This is a genomic window from Pseudomonas sp. 13B_2.1_Bac1 (assembly GCF_025466155.1).
Lineage (GTDB): Bacteria > Pseudomonadota > Gammaproteobacteria > Pseudomonadales > Pseudomonadaceae > Aquipseudomonas > Aquipseudomonas aylmerensis.
Genome location: NZ_JANLOH010000109.1, coordinates 98,392 through 116,904, shown reverse-complemented (window position 1 = coordinate 116,904; position 18,513 = coordinate 98,392). Strand labels below are relative to the sequence as shown.

Sequence of the window (18,513 nt, the reverse complement as noted above, 5' to 3'; positions counted from 1 at the left end):
CGGTGAGATCCACGCGTGGCACGGGAGCTTGCTCCCACTGACTGCGCAGCGCGCCCCCGGCTTTTCAGGCGGCGCTCCACACCCCAACGCAAGCAAGCTTGCCCACCACAGCAAGCCTGGACATTTTCAACCGCGTTTTTCCTGTTGCTCTGGCTTCGGCTCGCGAATCTTGTACCAAGCCACATACAGCGCCGGCAGGAACAGCAGTGTCAGCAACGTGGCGATGATGATCCCGCCGATCATCGCGTAGGCCATCGGGCCCCAGAACACCTCGCGGGCGATGGGGATCATGCCCAGGCTGGCCGCCGCCGCCGTCAGCAGGATCGGCCGGCGCCGGTGTTCGGTGGCTTCCACCACGGCGTCCCACGGCGTGTAGCCGTCGCGCTCGTAGGCATCGATCTGGGTCACCAGGATCACCGAGTTGCGGATGATGATGCCGATCAGCGCCAGAATCCCGAGGATCGCCACAAAGCCCATCGGCGTGCCCGTGGGAATCAGCGCCAGCACCACGCCGATCAGCCCCAGCGGCGCGACACTCGCCACCAGGAACATCTTCTGCACGCTGTGCAGCTGGATCATCAGGAAGGTGGCCATCAAGAACAGCATCAGCGGCACCACGCTGGCAATCGGGCCCTGGGCCTTGCCGCTTTCTTCCACGGTACCGCCGGTGGCGACCTTGTAGCCCACCGGCAGGCCGGCGCTGAACTTGTCGATCTCAGGCTTGAGCTGCTTGACCAGGTCGGTCGGCTGCATCTCATCGCGCACCGACGCTTTGATCGTGATGGTCGGCTTGCGGTCGCGGCGCCACACCAGCGGCTGTTCCAGTTCGTATCGTACGGTGGCAAACGCCAGCAGCGGAATCGAGGTGCCGTTAGGCGTGACGATCTGCAGGTTCTGCAAGGTTTCCGGGGTGCCGCGCTCGGCGTCTTCGGCGCGGCCGACCACGTTGATCAGGTAGATATCGTCATGCACCTGGGTCACCGAAGCACCACTGACCACGCTGTTCATCAGCTGCGCGACGTCTTCCGACGACAGCCCCAATTGCCGCGCCTTGTCCTGGGCGATGTCCACCCGCAGGACTTTGCCCGGCTCGTTCCAGTCGTAGATGATCTCGCCCAGGTGGGTGTTTTTATCCAGCAGGGTCGCCAGCTCGATGGCGTGCTTGCGTACCTGGTCGGTGTCTTTGCCCGAAACCCGATACTGGATCGGGCGTCCCACCGGCGGGCCCATTTCCAGCGGCTGCACAAAGCTGCCGACGCCGACAAAGTCATCACGCAGGCGTTTTTGCAGACGCGCAATCAACGCCCCGCGCTCTTCCAGGCCCTTGCTGACGATGACCAACTGCGCGTAGTAGGGGTTTTCCAATTGCTGGTCCAGCGGCAGGTAGAAACGGATCGCGCCCTGGCCGATGTAGGTGCTCCAACGCGCGATGTCCGGGTCGTCCTTGATGATCGCTTCGAGGCGGTCGACGGCCTTGCGCGTCTCGTTGATCGAGGCGTTTTGCGGCAGGTTGAGGTCGACGAGGATTTCCGGGCGGTCCGACGACGGGAAGAACTGGTTCTGCACAAACTGCATGGAGAACACCGACGCCACAAACAGGCCCACGGTGATGCCAATGGCCCACCAGCGGTTGCGCATGGCCCACAGCATGCCGTAATTGAAGCCACGCCCGATTCGTCCTGGCTCGTTGCTGTGGGGTTTCACGTTGGCACTGAGGATATGCACGCCGATCACCGGCGCAAACAGCACCGCCACCACCCAGGACACCAGCATCGCCACGGCAATCACCGCGAACAGCGTGAAGGTGTACTCGCCCGCCGAACTGGCGTTGAGGCCGATCGGTACAAAACCGGCGACGGTGACCAGCGTACCGGTCAACATCGGGAACGCCGTGGAGGTGTAGGCGTAGGTCGCCGCCTGCTCCTTGGTCTCGCCTTTTTCCAGGCGCGTGATCATCATCTCGACGGTGATCATCGCGTCGTCCACCAGCAGGCCGAGGGCGATGATCAATGCGCCCAGCGACACGCGCTGCATGGTGATGCCGCTGTATTCCATGAACACGAACACCAGCGCCAGCACCAGCGGAATCGAGCACGCCACCACCAGCCCGGCGCGCATACCGAGGCTGATAAAGCTCACCACCAGCACGATGATCACCGCTTCGAACAGCGCGCTGGTGAAGCCGCCCACGGCCTCTTCCACCACTTCCGCCTGGTCCGACACCTTGTGCACGCCGACGCCCACCGGCAGGTCGGCGGTCAGCTCATCCATGCGTGTGTGCAAGGCCTTGCCGAACGACTGGATATTGCCGCCCTTCTGCATGGCGATGGCCAGGCCAATCGCCGGCTTGCCGTTGAAGCGGAACATGGGCCGCGCTGGGTCGACGTAGCCGCGGCTGATGTCGGCAATGTCCGCCAGACGATAGAAGCGGTCATTGAGCCGCAGGTTGACGTTGGCCAGGTCCTTTTCCGAGGCGAATTGCCCCGAAGTGCGCACCGAGATCCGCTCCGGTCCGGCTTCGATCACCCCGGCCGGCGTCACCGCGTTCTGCGATTGCAGGCTCTGCACCACCTGGCGCTGATCAATGCCCAGCGCCGCAAGTTTGCGCGTGGAGAAGTTCAGGTAAATCACTTCGTCCTGCTGGCCGATCATCTCGACCTTGCCCAAGCCCGGCACCGAACGGATCTCGGCACGCACCTGTTCCACGTAGTCGCGCAGTTGGCGCATCGACAGGCCATCGCCGGTAAACGCGTACACCGAGCCGAACACGTCACCGAACTCATCGTTGAACGACGGTCCCTGCAGGCCCTGGGGGAAGGTGCCGCGAATGTCGTCGATTTTCTTGCGGACCTGGTACCAGATCTCCGGGATGGCCTTGGCGCTGGTGGTGTCCTTGAGGAACACGAATACCGTGGACTCGCCCGGCCGGGTGTAGCTCTTCACGTAGTCGAGGGAGTCGAGTTCCTCGAGTTTCTTCTCGATGCGGTCGGTGACCTGCTTGAGGGTTTCTTCCTGGGTCGCGCCCGGCCAGCGGGTCTGGATCACCATGGTCTTGATGGTGAACGACGGGTCTTCCTCGCGGCCCAGGTTCATGTAGGAGAACACGCCCATCAGCAGCGCGACGAACATCAGGTACCAGACGAAGGACTGATGCTTGAGGGCCCAGTCGGATAAGTTGAAGCTCCCTTTCATCGCGGGCTGTCCTCGTCGATTTTGACTTTCTGCCCGGGTTTCAGGCTGTTCACGCCGGCAGTGACCACACGCTCACCGGGTTTGACGCCGCCGCTGAGCAAGGCGCTGCTGGCGTCACGGCTGATGACCGTGACGTCACGCGGTTGCACGGTCTGGCTCTGGGTGTCGAGCAGCCAGATGCGGGTCTTGCCGTCGACTTCCTGCAAGGCGCTGATGGGCAATTCGATACGCGGTGCGATGGTTGAACTCAAGGTCACGCTGATCGCGGTGCCAAGACGAAACGCGGGCGGCGTCTCGGCCAGGGTCAGGCGCGCGCGACGGGTGCGCGTGGCGCTCTGGGCCTGGGGTTCGATCTCACGCACGACGGCGGTGGTGTGCACGCTGGGGTCGAGTTGCCCGGCCACCAGGAACACCACATCCGGCGGCAGGCGCTCGGCCAGGCCGGCGGGCAGGTCGATCACCGCCTCCTTGATGTCCGGGCGAGCCAGGGTCACCACTTGCTGGCCGGCGCTGACCACCTGGCCGGCCTCGGCGTTCCAGGCGGTGACGATGCCGGCGTGGTCGGTGCGCAGTTCGGCGTAGTTGAGTTGGTCCTTGGCCTGGTTGACCGAAGCCTGGGCCTGGTCGAGGGACGCCTGGGTAGTCTTCAGGTCGGTCTGGGCCACGTCCAGCTGGGCCTGGGCACCGACGCCACGGTTGAACAGCTCCTGCTGACGCCGCGCATTGGCCTGGGCGTTGATGAACTGCGCCTGCACGCGGGCAAGGTCGCCCTGGGCGGCGCGCAACTGGTTTTGCTGGTCGGTGGGGTCAAGCACGGCGAGCAAGGCGCCCTTCTCCACTTCGGCGCCGACGTCCACGGCGCGGCGGGCGATGCGACCGGGCACACGGAAACCCAGGTTGCTCTCGTAGCGGGCCTGGATGGTGCCGGCGAAGCGACCGAGGTTTTCCTGGTCTTCGGACTTCACTTCCATCGACAGCACCGGGCGCAGTGGCTCGGGCGGCGGTTCTTCCTTGGAGCAGGCCATCAGCAACAAGCTGGCAGCGAGTACCACCGTCAACTGCTTCATGGTTGCACTCCTTGCGCCTGGGCCTGATCCGGCGGCTGGGCGATTTCCACCACCATGCCCGGATGCAGCAACTGCCCGCCGGCCACCACGACTTTTTCGCCGCCCTTGAGGCCGTCGCTGATGATGACTTTGCCGGTGAGATAACGTGCCACGGTGACCTTGTGCAGTTGCGCCTTGCCGTCGCCGTCGATCAGCCACACGGCGGGTTCGCTGAGGTCTTTGGTCAGCGCCGCCCACGGCAGTTCGATGCTGGCCTTGGCCGGGCCATTGGCGGTGGCGCTCACCACCGAGCCCAACTGCATGCCTTTGGGCAACGCCTGCAGGGCGATCTTCACTTGCACGGTGCCGGTGTTGGCCGCCACGGCCGGGGTGACTTCGCGGACTTTGCCCACCGCCTTGATGCTCGGATTGTCGAGCAGGCTCACGGTGATCGGTGCATCGGGCGGCGGCTCGACCAGCAGCGATTCATACACGTTGAACACCGCATCGCGCTCGCCATCGCGGGCCAGGCTGAAGATCGGCACAGTGGCCTGCACCACCTGGCCGACTTCAGCCTGGCGCGCGGTGATAATCCCCGGTGCATCGGCTACCAGCGCGGTGTAGCCGAGCTGCTCGCGGGCGTTGGCCAGTTGGGCCTGGGCCGCGGCCAGGGCGCTTTGGCTGCTGCGCAACGCGGCCTGGGCAGAATCGTATTCACTGCGGCTGGTGTAGCCCTTGGGCAACAGCTTTTCCTGGCGCACGAACGCGGCGGCGGTCTGCTTGACTCGCGCCTGCTCGGCCACGACCTGGGCCTGGGCGGAATCGACGTTGGTCTGTAAGTCCTTGGGGTCGAGCTTGGCCAGCACTTGCCTGGCGCTGACGCGGTCACCGACATCCACCGTACGCTGGATGATCTTGCCGCCGACGCGGAACGACAAATCGGTTTGCACGCGCGCCTGGATGTCCCCGGTGAGCGTGACCGCCGCGGCGAAATCCGTCGGCTGTACGGTCTGTACAAACACCCGGGAATGCTGCTTGGGCTCGGCTTTGTCCTGGCCACAGCCGCTCAGCAGCGCCAGGAGGCCAAGGCTCAGAATAATGTTTGCAGTGCGACCGCCCATGCAGGCTCCTTTTGCGTGATGCCGACTTGCCAGTGTGTATGCGACTGTGAGCTTAGATCAGGGTTCCTTATCTGCATGGAGGCTCCCATACTCCAATGGTTCCCAAGCCGACTGAATGCTCATGCTCAAGACCCTCGCGGTGGCCAATTACCGCTCGATCAACAAATTGGTGGTGCCGCTGGACCGGCTGAACCTGATCACCGGGCCCAACGGCAGCGGCAAGTCCAACCTGTACCGCGCCTTGCGCCTGCTGGCCGAAACCGCCCAGGGCGGAGTGATCAATGCACTGGCCCGTGAGGGCGGGCTGGACTCGACCTTCTGGGCCGGCCCCGAGACCATCAGCCGACGCATGCACAACGGCGAGGTGCCGGTGGAAGCAGTCGTGCGCCAGGGTGTGAAGCGTCTGCGCCTGGGGTTTGCCGCCGAGGATTTCAGCTACGCGATTTCCCTCGGCTTGCCGGAGAAGACCCTGTCGTATTTTTCCCTGGACCCGGAGGTGAAGAAGGAATGCATCTGGGCCGGCCACGTCTACCGTCCGGCCAGCCTGCTGGTGCAGCGCTCCGGGCCGATGGTGCGCGCTCGCGAAGGCCGCGCCTGGGATGTGCTGGCCCAGCACACGCCGAACTACCACAGCCTGTTCGACCAGGTCGGCAGCCTGCGTGGCTCACCGGAAGTGTTGCTGTTGCGCGAAAGCATTCGTGGCTGGCGTTTTTATGATCACTTTCGCAGCGATGTCGATGCCCCCGTGCGCCAACCGCAACTGGGCACGCGCACACCGGTGCTGCACCACGACGGTCGCGACCTGGCGGCGGCGTTGCAGACCATTCGCGAGATTGGCGACCCCGAAGCCTTGCAGCGCGCGGTCAGCGATGCATTTCCCGGTGCACGCCTGAATATCCAGCCGTTGCAGGGCGGGCGCTTCGCCCTTGAATTTTATCAGGAGGGGTTGCTGCGGCCGCTCTCAGCGGCGGAGTTGTCGGACGGCACCTTGCGATACCTGCTGCTGATCGCGGCGCTGCTGACGCCTCGGCCGCCGACCATGATGGTGCTGAACGAGCCGGAAACCAGCTTGCATCCGGACCTGCTGCCGGCGTTGGCGCGCCTGATTATCCAGGCGTCACAGCACTGTCAGGTGTGGGTGGTGTCGCATGCCAGCCGGCTGATTGCGGCGTTGCAGCAGGATGAAGGGTGCAATTCGATTGTGCTGGAGAAGGTGCTGGGGGAGACGCGGATTGTGGGACAGGGAATTCTGGATGCACCGGCTTGGCATTGGCCGGAATAAGAGGGGCCTGGAACGGCCTCTTCGCGAGCAAGTCCGCTCCGACATTTGTCCGCATTCCAAAGGTGGAACTTGGTCGATGTGGGAGCGGGCTTGCTCGCGAAGACGGTAGATCAGTCACCCAACAGCTGACAGATCAACCCTGCCACTTGCCGCCTTCCACAATCACGCTCTCAGGCTTGGTGTCATCGCTCAGCTCTTTACGCACGTACTGGTCGTACAGCTTGAGCAGGAATTTCTCCTCACCCAACTTCGCCAGCTCGGCGTTCACCCAGTCGCGCAGTTCGATGTTGCCTTTCTTCACCGCCGGCGCAATCGGCGCTTCGTCGCCGAGTTTTTCTTCCAGCACGCGGTAGCCCGGGTTCTGCTTGGCCCAGCTGAACAGCACCAGGTTGTCCTGCGCGTACGCATCACCACGGCCGGCCGACAGCGCTTGCAGCGACTCGGAGTTTTTCTCGAACTTGAGCAGTTTCCAGTCCGGGTGGTTCTTGGTCAGCCAGATATCGGCGGTGGTGCCGGTGGTAACGATGGTGGTGCGGGTGGCCAGGTCATCCAGGCTTTTCACCGCGCTGTCGTTAGGCACCAGGGCCTGCACCGCGACTTTCAGGTTGGGGTTGGTGAAGTCCACCGCTTCCTTGCGTTCCGGGGTCACGGTCATGTTGGCGAGGATCAGATCGACCTTGTCGCTTTGCAGGAACGGAATACGGCTGGCCGGCTCGACGGCGACGAACTCAACCTTGTTTTCATCGCCCAGCAGGTCCTTGGCGAATTGGCGGCCGATGTCGGTATCGAAGCCCACATAGCGCCCGGCTTCGTTGACGAAGCCGAACGGCGGTTTGTCAGTGAATACGCCGACAATCAGCTTGTCGCGCGCCTTGATCTTGTCCAGCGAACTCACGGCGGCAGCCGCTGGTTTTGCAGGCTCTTCGGCCTTTTTGTCGCAGCCGGCGAGTAATGCGACGGCAATCAGGGGCAGTAGTAACTTTTTCATATCAGCTCCAGTTCCTGGTTCTTCTTGGGCAGTGTTGAAACAAAGGAAAACTTCTCCAGGAACTGCTGCGCGCGTGCGGTTTGCGGGTTCGTAAAGAATTCTTCGGGGGTGTTGTGTTCGAGGATGCGACCGGCCTCCATGAAGACGACGCGGTCGGCGACGGCGCGGGCGAAGGCCATTTCATGGGTGACGATCAACAGGGTCATGCCATCGCGGGCCAGGCCCTGGATCACTTCCAGCACTTCCTTGACCATCTCCGGGTCAAGGGCGGCGGTGACTTCGTCAAACAGCATGACCTGCGGGTTCATGCACAACGAGCGGACGATCGCGATACGTTGCTGCTGGCCCCCGGACAACTGTCGCGGGAAGGCGTCGCGCTTGTCGGCCAGGCCGACGCGCTCGAGCAGTTTTTCTGCCTGTTCGCGGGCTTCGCGAGGGTCGCGTTTTTGCACTTTCAGCGGGCCGAGCAGGATGTTGTCGAGCACGCTCATGTGCGGGAACAGGTGGTAGCTCTGGAACACCATGCCCACGTCCTGGCGCACCTGGCGCCAGTCGGTGGCTTTGTCCAACAGTTCGTTGCCGGCGAATCGCAGGCTGCCGCTGTGTGCCACTTCCAGGCCGTTGAGGCAGCGCAGCAAGGTGCTTTTGCCGCAGCCGCTGGGGCCGAGGATCACCACCACTTCGCCGCTTTGCACGCTCAAGTCGATGCCCTTGAGCACCTGCTGCTCGCCGAAGAATTTGTTGAAACCCTTAAACTCGATCAATGCGCTCATGCTTGGGCCCAGCGCCGTTCCAGCACCTTGGAGGCGGCCGACAACGGGTAGCAGATAAAGAAGAAAAACAGGAACAGCACGCCATAGATCAATACCGACTCGTAGGTGCGTTCGATGATTTGCTGGCCGACCTTGATCACGTCCACCACGCCGATCAGCACCGCCAGCGAGCTGGTCTTGATGATGCGCGTGTACACGTTGATGGTCGGCGGCGTCATGCGCTTGAGGGCCTGAGGCAGCAGCACATAGCCGTACAGCTGCGGGTCGGACAGGCCAATCGACAAGCCGGCTTCACGCTGGCCACGGGGCAGCGAATGCAATGCGCCACGCACCACCTCGCCCACCTCACTGGCGCCCCACAGCGACAGCACCAGCACGGCGAACCAGAAGCTCGGAATGCTCAGGCCGAAGAAAATCGGCAGTCCGAAAAACAGCAGGTACAACCACACCAGCACCGGGATCGCGCGAAACAGCTCCAGGTACACCCGCAGGACCGCGTTGATCAGTGTGTTGTTCAAGGTCCGCAGCACGCCATACAACACGCCACCGACGGTGCTGAAGGCGATGCTCAGAAACGAAATCGACAGGGTTTGTGCGGCGCCCTTGCCCAGTTGAGGCAACGACACCCACAACAACTCAAGACCCGAACTGGCCATGCTGGAGCCTCCTTTCCAGACGGCTGAGCAGCAGCGACAACGGCAAAAACAGCAGTACGCAAATCAGCGTCAGCACGGCGAGCATTTCGTAAGTCTTGTAGTAAAGGGCGATGTAGCTCTTGGTGGTGTAGAGAATCTCCGGCACCGCCACGGCGGAAACCACTGTGGTTTCCTTGAGCAGGAAGATGAAATTGGCGAACAACGCCGGCAGGCTGAGGATGCCGGCCTGGGGCAGGATCACATGGCGCAGCAGTTGCCAGTCGGACAGGCCGATGGACTTGCCGGACTCGATCTGCGCCAACGGCACCGCTTCCACACCCGCGCGCAGCACCTCGGTGAGGTAGGCACCGCCAAGGAACGTCATGGTGATGATCGCCGCCCAGAAGCCGGAGATATTCAAACCCAGCGCCGGCAAGGCGAAGTACACGAAGAACAGCTGGATCAGCAGCGGCGTGTTACGCGCCAGCTCGACGTACAGCGCCACCAGGCGCGACAGGTAGGGTGTGCGAAACACCAGCAGCGCGGCGTTGATCAGCGCCACCAGCAACGAGGTGGCAATGGCGATCAGGCCCACTTGCAGCGTCACCCCCACGGCCTTGAGAAACGCCGGCAGGGTGCTGAGGATAAAAGCGAAATCGAAGGTCATCTTGAGTCCATGACGCCGCAAGGGTAATGCAGCGGGCGCAATCCAGTCCGGCGTGGGTAACGCCGGGTAGCGCGAACTCTAAAGGTATAAAAAGCAAAATTTAAATACCCAAATAGCATATTGATATCACCCAAAAAGATAACCGCCGGATTCGCGGGTTTGATGGGTGGCAGCTATGGTTGGGGGGTCTGTGATTCGAGGGAATGAACAATGAACAACACGAAGCCGATTGATCCGCAGGAGCTGGTGAAATGGTTGGTGGCGTTGCGCAGGGCGATCAATAGCCGCGCGGCCTGATTGTGGGAGAGGTCGAGCTTCAGCAAGGCTGTGAAGGCGGCGGCACTGACGGTCCTTCTGTGGCTGACACACCGCCTTCGCGGCCTCGCTGGGGCTCGACGGCTCCCACAGGGGGGATCTGCTGTGTGGCTGGGATTTGAGCAAGAGCCGGCGTTCGCTGGTTGCAGTTTCTCCAGAGTGTCGCTGTGTGGCAGGGACTCCAGCCCCCACACCGCCCAACTGTGGGAGCTGGCTTGCCTGCGATAGCGGTCTTTCAGTCGCCGGTAGGCCGGCTGACCCACCGCTATCGCCGGCAAGCCAGCGCCTACCGTCTTGATCGCCTCTGAAGCCCATAAAAAAACGCCGACGCTGTAGTAGCCGTCGGCGTTCAAACCTTGAAGGGGGTTTTGGGTTACATCAGAACGCAGGCACTACGGCGCCGTTGTACTTCTTCTCGATGAAGGCTTTGACTTCCGGGCTGGTCAGCGCCTTGGCCAGTTTCTGGATGGCGTCGCTGTCCTTGTTGTCCGGGCGGGCAACCAGGAAGTTCACGTACGGCGACTTGGCGTCTTCGATGATCAGCGCGTCCTTGGCTGGGTTCAGGCCAGCTTCCAGGGCGTAGTTGGTGTTGATCAGGTCCAGGTCAACCTGGTCCAACACGCGTGGCAGCAGCGCCGATTCCAGCTCTTTGAATTTCAGGTTTTTCGGGTTGCTGGCGATGTCTTTCGGCGTGGCCAGGGCGTTGGTCGGGTCTTTCAGGGTGATCACGCCGGCTTTCTGCAGCAGCAACAGGGCACGGCCGCTGTTGGAGCCTTCGTTCGGGATGGCCACGGTGGCGCCATCTTTGAGCTCAGAAATGTTCTTGATCTTTTTCGAGTAACCGCCGAAGGGTTCAACGTGCACACCGACCACGGTGACCAGGTTGGTGCCCTTGCCCTTGTTGAAGTTTTCCAGGTACGGCAGGGTCTGGAAGTAGTTGGCGTCCAGGCGCTTCTCGGCAACCTGCACGTTTGGCTGTACGTAGTCGGTGAAGACTTTGATTTCCAGGTCCACGCCTTCTTTGGCGAGGGTTGGCTTGACCAGTTCGAGGATCTCGGCGTGCGGGATCGGGGTGGCGGCAACCACCAGTTTCTCGTTGGCCTGGGCGAAGCTTGCAGTCAGGGCAGCCGCCAGTGCGGTAAACAACAGAACCTTTTTCATGCAGTGTCCTTATCGAAATTCCGGGGCGTCTCTGACGACCGTTTTTTATGTGGTGTGCCAGCGAAGTGCTATCGCGGCGTGGAATGGACAATACCTAGATTTTTTATTCCCGAACAATATCTTTTATTCACGTTGATATTCCATTTTGTTCATGTAGCGGCTTGCTCACGTAGAAAGGCGCGCAAGGCTTCCTGCTCGGCAGGGCTGGCGGCGGCAAAGATGCGCTGTACCTGTTCCAGCGGCGAGCCCGCTACCGGCAGGTTCAAATGCTCGGGCAGAATCTCGTCGCCGCTGCTGACGAGCAAGGCGAAGTGAATGACGTTTTCCAGCTCGCGGGTATTGCCCGGCCAGCTGTGGTGTTCCAGCACCTTTTGCGCCGCATCGCTGATCAGCGGCACCGGCAGGTCAAGGCGCTGGCTGTAGATGCCCAGGAAGTATTCGGCCAGGGACAGGATGTCGCCGACGCGCTCGCGCAATGCGGGCAAGTCCAGCTGGCCTTCGCTCAGGTAATGGAACAGGCGCTCATGAAACTTGCCGGCCGCTACGGCCTGGGCGAGGTCGATGCTGGTGGCCGCCACCAGCCGCACATCCACCGGGCTTGGCTGGTGGGCGCCGACGCGAGTGACTTCGTGATTCTCCAGGGCCGCGAGCAGCTTGACCTGGATCGGCAGTGGCAAGTCGCCAATCTCGTCCAGGTACAAGGTGCCGCCATTGGCCGAGCCGAACCAGCCGGCCCGGCTGCTGGCCGCCCCGCTGTGGGCACCGGCGGCGTAGCCGAACAACTCGGCGTCGGCGTAAGTCGGGCTGATGGCGCCGCAGTTGACCGAGACAAACAAGCCAGTGCGGTCGCTGCCCCGATGGATATGCCGCGCCAATAGCTCTTTACCGCTGCCGGTCTCGCCGCGAATCAACACGGGCAAGGCGCGCGGGGCGAGGTTTTCCAGGTCTTCGCGCAGCTGGCGCGAGCGCGGATCGACAAACACCAGGGCCTTGGCGCGGATGCTCAGCGGGCTTTTTTCGGCGTCGGGGAAGGTCAGCAGGGGCTGACCGTAGGTTTCATGCAGACTCATGGCAGGCTCCCGCCCCAAATCCACTCAGGGACGGGGCGTTGAAAAAAGGTCAGGCAGTGCGCCGGGCGTGATGCTCGAGGCGGCTTTGCAGGCGATAGAGGTAGGCGAAGCCCTGCTCCCAGCGTTGGTGACCGGACTTCACATTGATATGCCCGGCCCCCGAGAGGATTCCGGCTTCGGCGCCCCAATTGCGCGCCAGCTCCAGCGCCCGAGGGGCACTGACGGCGCTGTCGTTGTCGGAACTGACCACCTGGCTGGGAAACGGCAGCAGGTCGGTCGGGATCGGGGCGAAATTGCGCAAGGCGGGCGAGCAGGCCGGGCGTTCGACATCGGCCGGGGCCACCAGCAAGGCGCCGCGCACCTGCCGCAAAAACTGCACGGGTGCGGTGGCGGCCCAATGAGCCACTGTGATGCAGCCCAGGCTATGGGCGATCAGGATCACCGGCGTGCTGTCGGCGGCGATGGCCTCGGCCAGCGCGGCCACCCAGTCTTCGCGGCGTGGCGTCAGCCAGTCGGCCTGCTCCACGCGCGCGCTGTTGGGCAGGCTGTTTTGCCAATGGGTTTGCCAATGATCTTCTGGCGATCCTTGCCAGCCCGGCACGATCAGATAACGAATCGACTCGCTGTGCATGGGTGTGCCCTCCTGCAGCTTTTAACGTTGCTGATCAGTATAGGGACGCGGTTTATATTCGTTAAGGAATAAGAAGCTATTTATTAATAACCAAAAACTCAGTTCAAAGGAGAATCAAACTGTGGGAGTTGGCTTGGCTGCGATGGCGGTGTGTCAGCCAGCTTATCTGTATCTGTAAGACCGCTATCGCACGCTGCTAAACGGTAGGTAGCAGCTGTACGCGGGTTAGCAGACTGGTCGATAGGAACACCAGCGCACCCGAGGGCGCCCCACGCACAGCCACCATAAGGGAGATGTGACCGTGTGCCTATTGAGCTCAGGCTGCTAAACCCGATCACTGAAAACCAGCGGCGGGCCGAAGACTAGCCATCCATTCCAACAGCCACACGGCGGCAGCGATTGCCTTGGAAACGTCCTGCAATCTAAAAGGACACGCCTTGCTGGCCCTTTACAAGACATGACGAAATGCCACTTCCGTTCAGATGATGGCTTTTTGTAGGAGAGGTCTCCCATGACGGATTTTGATGGCAGCGCTGACGATGTTTCGCTTTTTCAGGGCGTGGTGAGCTTAGTTAAATAAGGACTTCAACTAACCTTCGTAAGGGATTGCGATGAACGTCAATGTCAGTATGTTTCGCCAAGAAGTATCTAGAGTCAGGCTGTCTAAAGCCGCATTTGATGAGCTATTGAGCACGAAAACCATAACCGACCCGGACTCACACGCTAACCGATTCGATGCAAGACCTGCTTATATTGATCCCGTGCACTCGCAGGTCCTTAGCGCGGAATTGCGCAATATTCGAAACATGATTGATCACGAAGCCCATGTCCTTATTCTCGATGGGTTTAAAACTGATGACCTTGCGGATTTTAAATCACTGATATGGACTTTCGGCTCTTTGCTTGGAAAACCAATGGTGCAAAACCATCTTGGCCATAAGGTCATCGAGGTTTATGACCGGGGAGGTAAAAGCATTGAAGACGGTGCGCGATATCACCAGACCCGTCAGGGCGCATATGTCCATAACGATGGTGTAAGCGACCCGCTTCCTATCGACTATTTGATCTTGGCCTGTGGGCAGAAAGCCCTTCTGGGTGGCGAAAGTATTCTGATAGATGCTAGTGCGGTATACGCGGAGCTCATGGCATTCCCTGACGTACTGGAAGATCTCAAGTGCGATTTTTACTTTGAAAACCGCGGCATGGCAATCGAAGAACAATTGTTCAGAGCACCCATCCTGAGCTTTTCCAAAGAAGGTATTCCTTTAATCAGGTACTTTCGCGTCTACATTGAGTCGGCTCACCTAAAAGCTGGAGTGCCCCTCAACTCCGGGCAAATTCAGGCATTGGATTTTTTAGATACCATTCTTGATCAATCATCAGTCCAACATCGAGTGTTGCTCGAACCAGGACAGATACTTATTTCAGCTGACAACAAGTTTCTCCATACCCGAACGCACTTCATCGATATCAACGCTCCGTCCGAAGAGATTGATGACGCGACACCTTTAAAGGACTTGAATCGGTACATGTTACGGATGTGGTTGCGCAAACAATGATGCCTTAACGGTCATCGCCTACGACTTCCAATACCTATCAACAGCAGAGCCCCATGGACAACTCCGACATCGCGATCACCCTCGTTTTGATTTCCGCCATCATGCACGCGACCTGGAACGCGGTCGTTCGGGCCGGTAGCAGTCGTTTCATGACATTGGCCATGGTCGATGGTACGGCGTTGCTGATCTGTCTGGTGGCGCTGCCTCTGGTTAATGTGCCAAGCCTACAGGTGTGGGGCTACGTGCTGGTTTCCGTGGTGCTCAACACGGCCTATCGATTGTTCTTGATCAAGGCCTACGAAACCGGCGACTTTGGCCAGGTCTATCCGGTCATGCGCGGCGTGCCACCGGTTTTGGTCGCGCTGTTTTCTTACTTCCTACTGAATGAGCACCTTTCGATTCATGCAATGGCAGGGGTGCTGCTGATATGTGCAGGCATTATCAGCCTGACATTCGTGCGAAAAATGACCGCAAGCATGTTCAAACCTATCCTGATGGCAGTGTGCGCGGGTGCCTTCATCGCGTCCTACACGGTGGTGGATGCCAAGGGAGTAAGAGCCAGTGAAACGGTCCTGCAATACATCATCTATTTGACGGTATTCCAAAGCATTCCGATTCCGGCGCTGGCGTTTTTCAAGCAGCGTTCGTCACTCGCACAGGCCATTCGCGGCCAGTGGCGGGTCGGCCTTATGGGCGGCGTTTTTTACCTCACATCCTACGGGTTGGTGCTGTTTGCACTGTCGCTGGACGCGGTAGCCAAGGTCTCAGCGCTGCGAGAAACCAGTGTTATTATCGGCGCCATTATTGCCGCGCTGTTCTTTCATGAACGCTTCGGCTGGCGGCGGATGCTTTCGGCACTCGTCATTGTTTGCGGGATCATCCTGATCAAAGTGAGCACCTGATGTCCCAACGCCCGCCTCCTACCCCCATGCTGCAAGCCTTCGTCAGTGCGGCGAAAACGGGGAGTTTTGCCCGCGCTGCCATTGAGTTGAATCTCACCGCTAGTGCAATCAGCCATCAAATTGCAGGTCTGGAGGAGTGGTGGGGCGTGCCGTTGTTCGAGCGTCACTCACGGGGCGTCAAGCTCACAGCCGCAGGACAGGTTTTGCTACCGGTAGCCGATGGCTTCTTCAAAGAGCTTGATGCGGTGCTGCATTCGCTCAACCCGAGCAAATCCCAGCCGCTTTACCTGTCGTGCACATCTTCACTCTGTTCCACCTGGCTGATTCCCAGGATGCACGGCTCTCACACGCAAGCTTCATTCAATATCGACCTGATCCTGACCAGCGCAGATATGAACAGCGCCAATCTCGGAGCTCATCAATTCGATGTCGCGATTGTGATGGGATACGGCGATTACCCTGACCATCATGCTGAACTGCTGATGCGCGATGCGGTGTTCCCGGTTTGCGCAGCTGAGTTTCAACGAGCGAATGGCGATATTTCCCTGACGGATGTAGCACGATACCCGCTGATTCACCGCGTGGACGATCAAGTGTGCCCGGGATGGGAAAGCTGGTTTTCATTCCAGGGGCTAGCGGCTCCGCCTTATCACCATGGGCCACGCTTTCCGGACTCCAGCCTGGCAATCAGTCTGGCGGTGAAGGGCGGCGGGATTGCGCTGGGCAGGACTGCGTTGGTGTATGACCAATTGGAGGCGGGTACATTGGTCGCACTGGAAGCACCAGTAATGATGTCGCCTGCTGCGTACTACGTTATTTGTCGGAATGGGCGGCAGTCGGAACCCGATATCGCTCGGTTAATTGATTGGCTCAAGACCAATGCTGGAGAGTTTTTGCGGGAAGTTGCAGTCAGGCACCCACACATCGCTGGGGTTAGCTTGACCTAAACGGCTGAGCCGTCGCGCTCACTCGATTGGCTGAAATTGAGGCAAAAAAAAGGCCGCACCCTGCCAAGGAGACGGCCAAAAAATTGTCGAGGCATTTGAAGCTAACGTGCGGTAATCACCGACAACTTGGTAATGCCCGCGCGCTCGATAGACGCCATGGCTCGCGCCACTTCGCCGTAGTTCACACCATCATCGGCCTGCAGTTGCACCCGCACATCGGGGTCCTTGGCCTTGGCCGCCTGCAGGTTGAATTCCAGCAGGTCCGGCTGGATTTCGTCCTTGTTGATAAACAGCTTGCCGGCACCGTCGATGCTCACCACCAGCGGGTCCTTCTGCTCCACCGGGGCCACGGCCTCGGTCTTGGGCAGGTTGATCGGGATCGCGTTGGTCAACAACGGCGCGGTGACGATAAACACCACCAGCAGTACCAGCATCACGTCCACCAGCGGCGTGACGTTGATCTCGCTCAGCACCTCATCACTGTCTTGCGTGGAAAAGGCCATCTCAGGACGCCTCCTTCACTTTTTGCGGGTTGCCGGCGGCGTTTTTGGTCAGGGCCGGGTGCAGCAGCACGCGGAAGGAGTTCTTCTGCGCCAGGCTGTAGAAGTCGTGGGCAAAGTCGTCCAGGTCGGCAGCCGTGAGCTTCAGGCGACGCAGGAAATAGTTGTAGACCAGCACCGCCGGTACGGCGACGGCGATCCCCACACCGGTGGCGACCAGCGCGGCACCAATCGGGCCGGCCACGGTTTCGAGGCTGGCGGAACCGGCCGCGCTGATGCCCTTGAGCGCTTCCATGATGCCCCACACGGTGCCGAACAGACCGATAAACGGTGAGGTGCTGCCGATACTGGCGACCACGGCCAGGCCGGTTTCCAGCGAGCGGCGCTCACGCACGATCTGCTGGCGCAGGGCGCGTTCAAGACGGTCCTGATGGTTGATCGCCTGGCTCAGGTCGGCAGCATGCGGTGCATCGCCAACCTGGATCGCGGCATAGCCGGCCTGGGCTACGCGGGCAGCAGCGCCAGGCTGGGTTTCAGCCAGTTCTGCCGCCGAGTCCAGGCTGGATGCCGCCCAGAACTGCTTATGGAACTTGCGATCCTGTGCCTTGAGGCGACCGAACTGCACGCCCTTGAGCAGGGCAAGGCCCCAGGTGGCGACCGAAAAGACCACCAGCAGCCAGATCACCGCGCTTTCGATGGATTCAAGTGGAGATGCTAATGCCATGATGTTTTCCCTCTGTGCAGGTCGCGGCGTGTGCAACACACCGCAGCCGAATAGTTAGTGAATCTTGAAATCGATCGGTACGCTGACCCAGCCGTCCTGGGCGACATCGCCCTGCTTGGCCGGCACGAAACTCCAACGCTTCACCGCGGCCAGTGCGGCGTCGTCGAGTTGCTGGCGACCGCTGCTCTTCTGGATCTGGATCTCGCCCGGCTTGCCGCTGGCCAGTACATGCACCCGCAGCAGCACGGTGCCTTCCCAACCGCGACGCTGGGCCAGTGACGGATACTCCGGCGCCGGGTTCTTCAAGTACGCCGCGTTCGCTGAAGCGGGCGTTACCGGAGCCGGTGCAGGCGGAGCCACTGGCGCCGGGGCCGGTGGTGCCGGCGTGGGCGGCGCAGGCGGTTGCTCGACCGCCTTGGGTGCAGGTTTCGGCTCAGGCTTGGGCACAGGCTTCGGCTTGGGCTTTGGAATCGGTTTAGGCGGCGCCGGCTTGGCAGCCAACTCGTCCACCACCGGTGGCGGTGGCTCGACCACGGGCGGCGGCGGTGGCGGCGGAACAGGCGGTGGCGGCTCGACCACCGGCGGTGCCGGCTGGGAAAATTCGATGGTCATCGGCGGGATTTCCGGCGGCACAATCGGCAGCACCGGGGTGGGCTTCTGGCTCACCCAATAAATCACCGCACCGTGCAGGGCCAGTACCAGCAACCCGAGCAGGATCCCTTCGCGACGGCTCGAAAAGCGCTTCGGGGTTTTCTGCAGACGCAATTGCCCCAACGGCGCGCGGTGCGGCCGGCCAAGGTCGACCAACTCACCACTCGGTGCCTGGCGCCATTGCGCCTCTTGTGCACTGGCGGCGGTCTGGACATTGCCCATTGATTCACTCCCTACGGTTTTGAAACAAAAAAACCGACAGGCCTGCCTGAGGCCGTCGAGGGCTGAATCATCGGGGCCAGACGCTTATCTCTTAAAGTAATCTTTAAAGTTATACATAGATCTAAAC

17 protein-coding genes are annotated in these 18,513 nt (G+C 60.8%); 4 read left to right on the top strand and 13 right to left on the bottom strand.

Annotation, left to right across the window (positions count from 1 at the left end):
* Positions 1–126: 126 nt before the first annotated feature.
* From NTD80_RS28050 to NTD80_RS28040, 3 genes are read right to left on the bottom strand one after another with little or no spacing between them, the layout of a single operon-like run.
* Positions 127–3,192, bottom strand: coding sequence for an efflux RND transporter permease subunit (locus NTD80_RS28050; RefSeq protein ID WP_065899572.1), 3,066 nt, complete (start codon positions 3,190–3,192; stop codon positions 127–129).
* Entirely contained in the window at positions 3,189–4,259 is a 1,071-nt protein-coding gene (locus NTD80_RS28045) for an efflux RND transporter periplasmic adaptor subunit (protein WP_106805455.1), read from the bottom strand. Before NTD80_RS28045 ends, NTD80_RS28050 begins: the two co-directional genes overlap by 4 nt.
* A complete protein-coding gene (locus NTD80_RS28040; protein WP_262135635.1) occupies positions 4,256–5,359 on the bottom strand; it encodes an efflux RND transporter periplasmic adaptor subunit in 1,104 nt (367 codons plus the stop codon). The genes NTD80_RS28045 and NTD80_RS28040 overlap by 4 nt, the downstream gene beginning before the upstream one ends.
* 121 nt (positions 5,360–5,480) lie before the next feature.
* Here NTD80_RS28040 and NTD80_RS28035 point away from each other — a divergent pair, with 121 nt between their 5' ends.
* A complete protein-coding gene (locus tag NTD80_RS28035; RefSeq protein ID WP_262135634.1) occupies positions 5,481–6,641 on the top strand; it encodes an AAA family ATPase in 1,161 nt (386 codons plus the stop codon).
* Positions 6,642–6,774: 133 nt separating this feature from the next.
* Here the strand turns inward: NTD80_RS28035 and NTD80_RS28030 are convergent, their stop codons facing one another.
* The 7 genes from NTD80_RS28030 to NTD80_RS28000 all read right to left on the bottom strand — a co-directional run bounded on the left by NTD80_RS28030 (position 6,775) and on the right by NTD80_RS28000 (position 12,881).
* Positions 6,775–7,629 carry a transporter substrate-binding domain-containing protein gene (locus NTD80_RS28030; RefSeq protein ID WP_106805458.1) on the bottom strand — a complete coding sequence of 285 codons (855 nt, stop codon included), beginning with the start codon at positions 7,627–7,629 and terminating at the stop codon, positions 6,775–6,777.
* A complete protein-coding gene (locus tag NTD80_RS28025) occupies positions 7,626–8,402 on the bottom strand; it encodes an amino acid ABC transporter ATP-binding protein (RefSeq protein WP_065899568.1) in 777 nt (258 codons plus the stop codon). The genes NTD80_RS28030 and NTD80_RS28025 overlap by 4 nt, the downstream gene beginning before the upstream one ends.
* Complete coding sequence (locus tag NTD80_RS28020; protein ID WP_262135633.1) at positions 8,399–9,058, bottom strand: amino acid ABC transporter permease; 660 nt, start codon at positions 9,056–9,058, stop codon at positions 8,399–8,401. The genes NTD80_RS28025 and NTD80_RS28020 overlap by 4 nt, the downstream gene beginning before the upstream one ends.
* Entirely contained in the window at positions 9,039–9,704 is a 666-nt protein-coding gene (locus NTD80_RS28015; protein ID WP_057725386.1) for an amino acid ABC transporter permease, read from the bottom strand. The genes NTD80_RS28020 and NTD80_RS28015 overlap by 20 nt, the downstream gene beginning before the upstream one ends.
* A gap of 693 nt (positions 9,705–10,397) precedes the next feature.
* Positions 10,398–11,180 carry a MetQ/NlpA family ABC transporter substrate-binding protein gene (locus tag NTD80_RS28010; protein ID WP_063033612.1) on the bottom strand — a complete coding sequence of 261 codons (783 nt, stop codon included), beginning with the start codon at positions 11,178–11,180 and terminating at the stop codon, positions 10,398–10,400.
* A 149-nt stretch (positions 11,181–11,329) separates the two neighbouring features.
* Positions 11,330–12,250: a sigma 54-interacting transcriptional regulator gene (locus tag NTD80_RS28005; protein ID WP_106805461.1), complete on the bottom strand. Its 921-nt coding sequence runs from the start codon at positions 12,248–12,250 to the stop codon at positions 11,330–11,332.
* Positions 12,251–12,299: 49 nt separating this feature from the next.
* Positions 12,300–12,881, bottom strand: a complete 582-nt coding sequence (locus NTD80_RS28000; RefSeq protein ID WP_065899566.1) for an alpha/beta hydrolase — start codon at positions 12,879–12,881, stop codon at positions 12,300–12,302.
* Positions 12,882–13,492: 611 nt separating this feature from the next.
* On the opposite strand from NTD80_RS28000, the gene NTD80_RS27995 reads away from it, so the two are divergent.
* From NTD80_RS27995 to NTD80_RS27985, 3 genes are read left to right on the top strand one after another with little or no spacing between them, the layout of a single operon-like run.
* Positions 13,493–14,440 (top strand): TauD/TfdA family dioxygenase, encoded by a 948-nt coding sequence (locus tag NTD80_RS27995; protein ID WP_262135632.1) that lies wholly within the window; start codon positions 13,493–13,495, stop codon positions 14,438–14,440.
* A gap of 53 nt (positions 14,441–14,493) precedes the next feature.
* Positions 14,494–15,342, top strand: coding sequence for an EamA family transporter (locus tag NTD80_RS27990; RefSeq protein ID WP_262135631.1), 849 nt, complete (start codon positions 14,494–14,496; stop codon positions 15,340–15,342).
* A complete protein-coding gene (locus NTD80_RS27985) occupies positions 15,342–16,289 on the top strand; it encodes a LysR substrate-binding domain-containing protein (protein WP_262135630.1) in 948 nt (315 codons plus the stop codon). Before NTD80_RS27990 ends, NTD80_RS27985 begins: the two co-directional genes overlap by 1 nt.
* Positions 16,290–16,390: 101 nt before the next feature.
* Here the strand turns inward: NTD80_RS27985 and NTD80_RS27980 are convergent, their stop codons facing one another.
* Genes NTD80_RS27980 through NTD80_RS27970 form a run of 3 tightly spaced genes read right to left on the bottom strand, consistent with a single transcriptional unit; the run spans position 16,391 to position 18,386 of the window.
* Positions 16,391–16,792 carry an ExbD/TolR family protein gene (locus NTD80_RS27980; RefSeq protein ID WP_010565408.1) on the bottom strand — a complete coding sequence of 134 codons (402 nt, stop codon included), beginning with the start codon at positions 16,790–16,792 and terminating at the stop codon, positions 16,391–16,393.
* 1 nt (position 16,793) lies between these two features.
* On the bottom strand, positions 16,794–17,516 hold the full coding sequence (locus NTD80_RS27975; protein WP_106805733.1) for a MotA/TolQ/ExbB proton channel family protein: 723 nt from the start codon (positions 17,514–17,516) through the stop codon (positions 16,794–16,796).
* A gap of 51 nt (positions 17,517–17,567) precedes the next feature.
* A complete protein-coding gene (locus NTD80_RS27970) occupies positions 17,568–18,386 on the bottom strand; it encodes an energy transducer TonB (RefSeq protein WP_262135629.1) in 819 nt (272 codons plus the stop codon).
* Positions 18,387–18,513 lie beyond the last annotated feature (127 nt).

Bases quoted from the DNA above. Each gene is read 5' to 3' on its own strand.
- NTD80_RS28045 (WP_106805455.1), bottom strand. From the start codon at position 4,259: ATGAAGCAGTTGACGGTGGTACTCGCTGCCAGCTTGTTGCTGATGGCC.
- NTD80_RS28040 (WP_262135635.1), bottom strand. From the start codon at position 5,359: ATGGGCGGTCGCACTGCAAACATTATTCTGAGCCTTGGCCTCCTGGCG.
- NTD80_RS28025 (WP_065899568.1), bottom strand. From the start codon at position 8,402: ATGAGCGCATTGATCGAGTTTAAGGGTTTCAACAAATTCTTCGGCGAG.
- NTD80_RS27990 (WP_262135631.1), top strand. From the start codon at position 14,494: ATGGACAACTCCGACATCGCGATCACCCTCGTTTTGATTTCCGCCATC.
- NTD80_RS27995 (WP_262135632.1), top strand. From the start codon at position 13,493: ATGAACGTCAATGTCAGTATGTTTCGCCAAGAAGTATCTAGAGTCAGG.
- NTD80_RS28035 (WP_262135634.1), top strand. From the start codon at position 5,481: ATGCTCAAGACCCTCGCGGTGGCCAATTACCGCTCGATCAACAAATTG.
- NTD80_RS27985 (WP_262135630.1), top strand. From the start codon at position 15,342: ATGTCCCAACGCCCGCCTCCTACCCCCATGCTGCAAGCCTTCGTCAGT.
- NTD80_RS28050 (WP_065899572.1), bottom strand. From the start codon at position 3,192: ATGAAAGGGAGCTTCAACTTATCCGACTGGGCCCTCAAGCATCAGTCC.
- NTD80_RS28020 (WP_262135633.1), bottom strand. From the start codon at position 9,058: ATGGCCAGTTCGGGTCTTGAGTTGTTGTGGGTGTCGTTGCCTCAACTG.
- NTD80_RS27980 (WP_010565408.1), bottom strand. From the start codon at position 16,792: ATGGCCTTTTCCACGCAAGACAGTGATGAGGTGCTGAGCGAGATCAAC.
- NTD80_RS28015 (WP_057725386.1), bottom strand. From the start codon at position 9,704: ATGACCTTCGATTTCGCTTTTATCCTCAGCACCCTGCCGGCGTTTCTC.
- NTD80_RS28030 (WP_106805458.1), bottom strand. From the start codon at position 7,629: ATGAAAAAGTTACTACTGCCCCTGATTGCCGTCGCATTACTCGCCGGC.
- NTD80_RS27970 (WP_262135629.1), bottom strand. From the start codon at position 18,386: ATGGGCAATGTCCAGACCGCCGCCAGTGCACAAGAGGCGCAATGGCGC.
- NTD80_RS28010 (WP_063033612.1), bottom strand. From the start codon at position 11,180: ATGAAAAAGGTTCTGTTGTTTACCGCACTGGCGGCTGCCCTGACTGCA.
- NTD80_RS28000 (WP_065899566.1), bottom strand. From the start codon at position 12,881: ATGCACAGCGAGTCGATTCGTTATCTGATCGTGCCGGGCTGGCAAGGA.
- NTD80_RS28005 (WP_106805461.1), bottom strand. From the start codon at position 12,250: ATGAGTCTGCATGAAACCTACGGTCAGCCCCTGCTGACCTTCCCCGAC.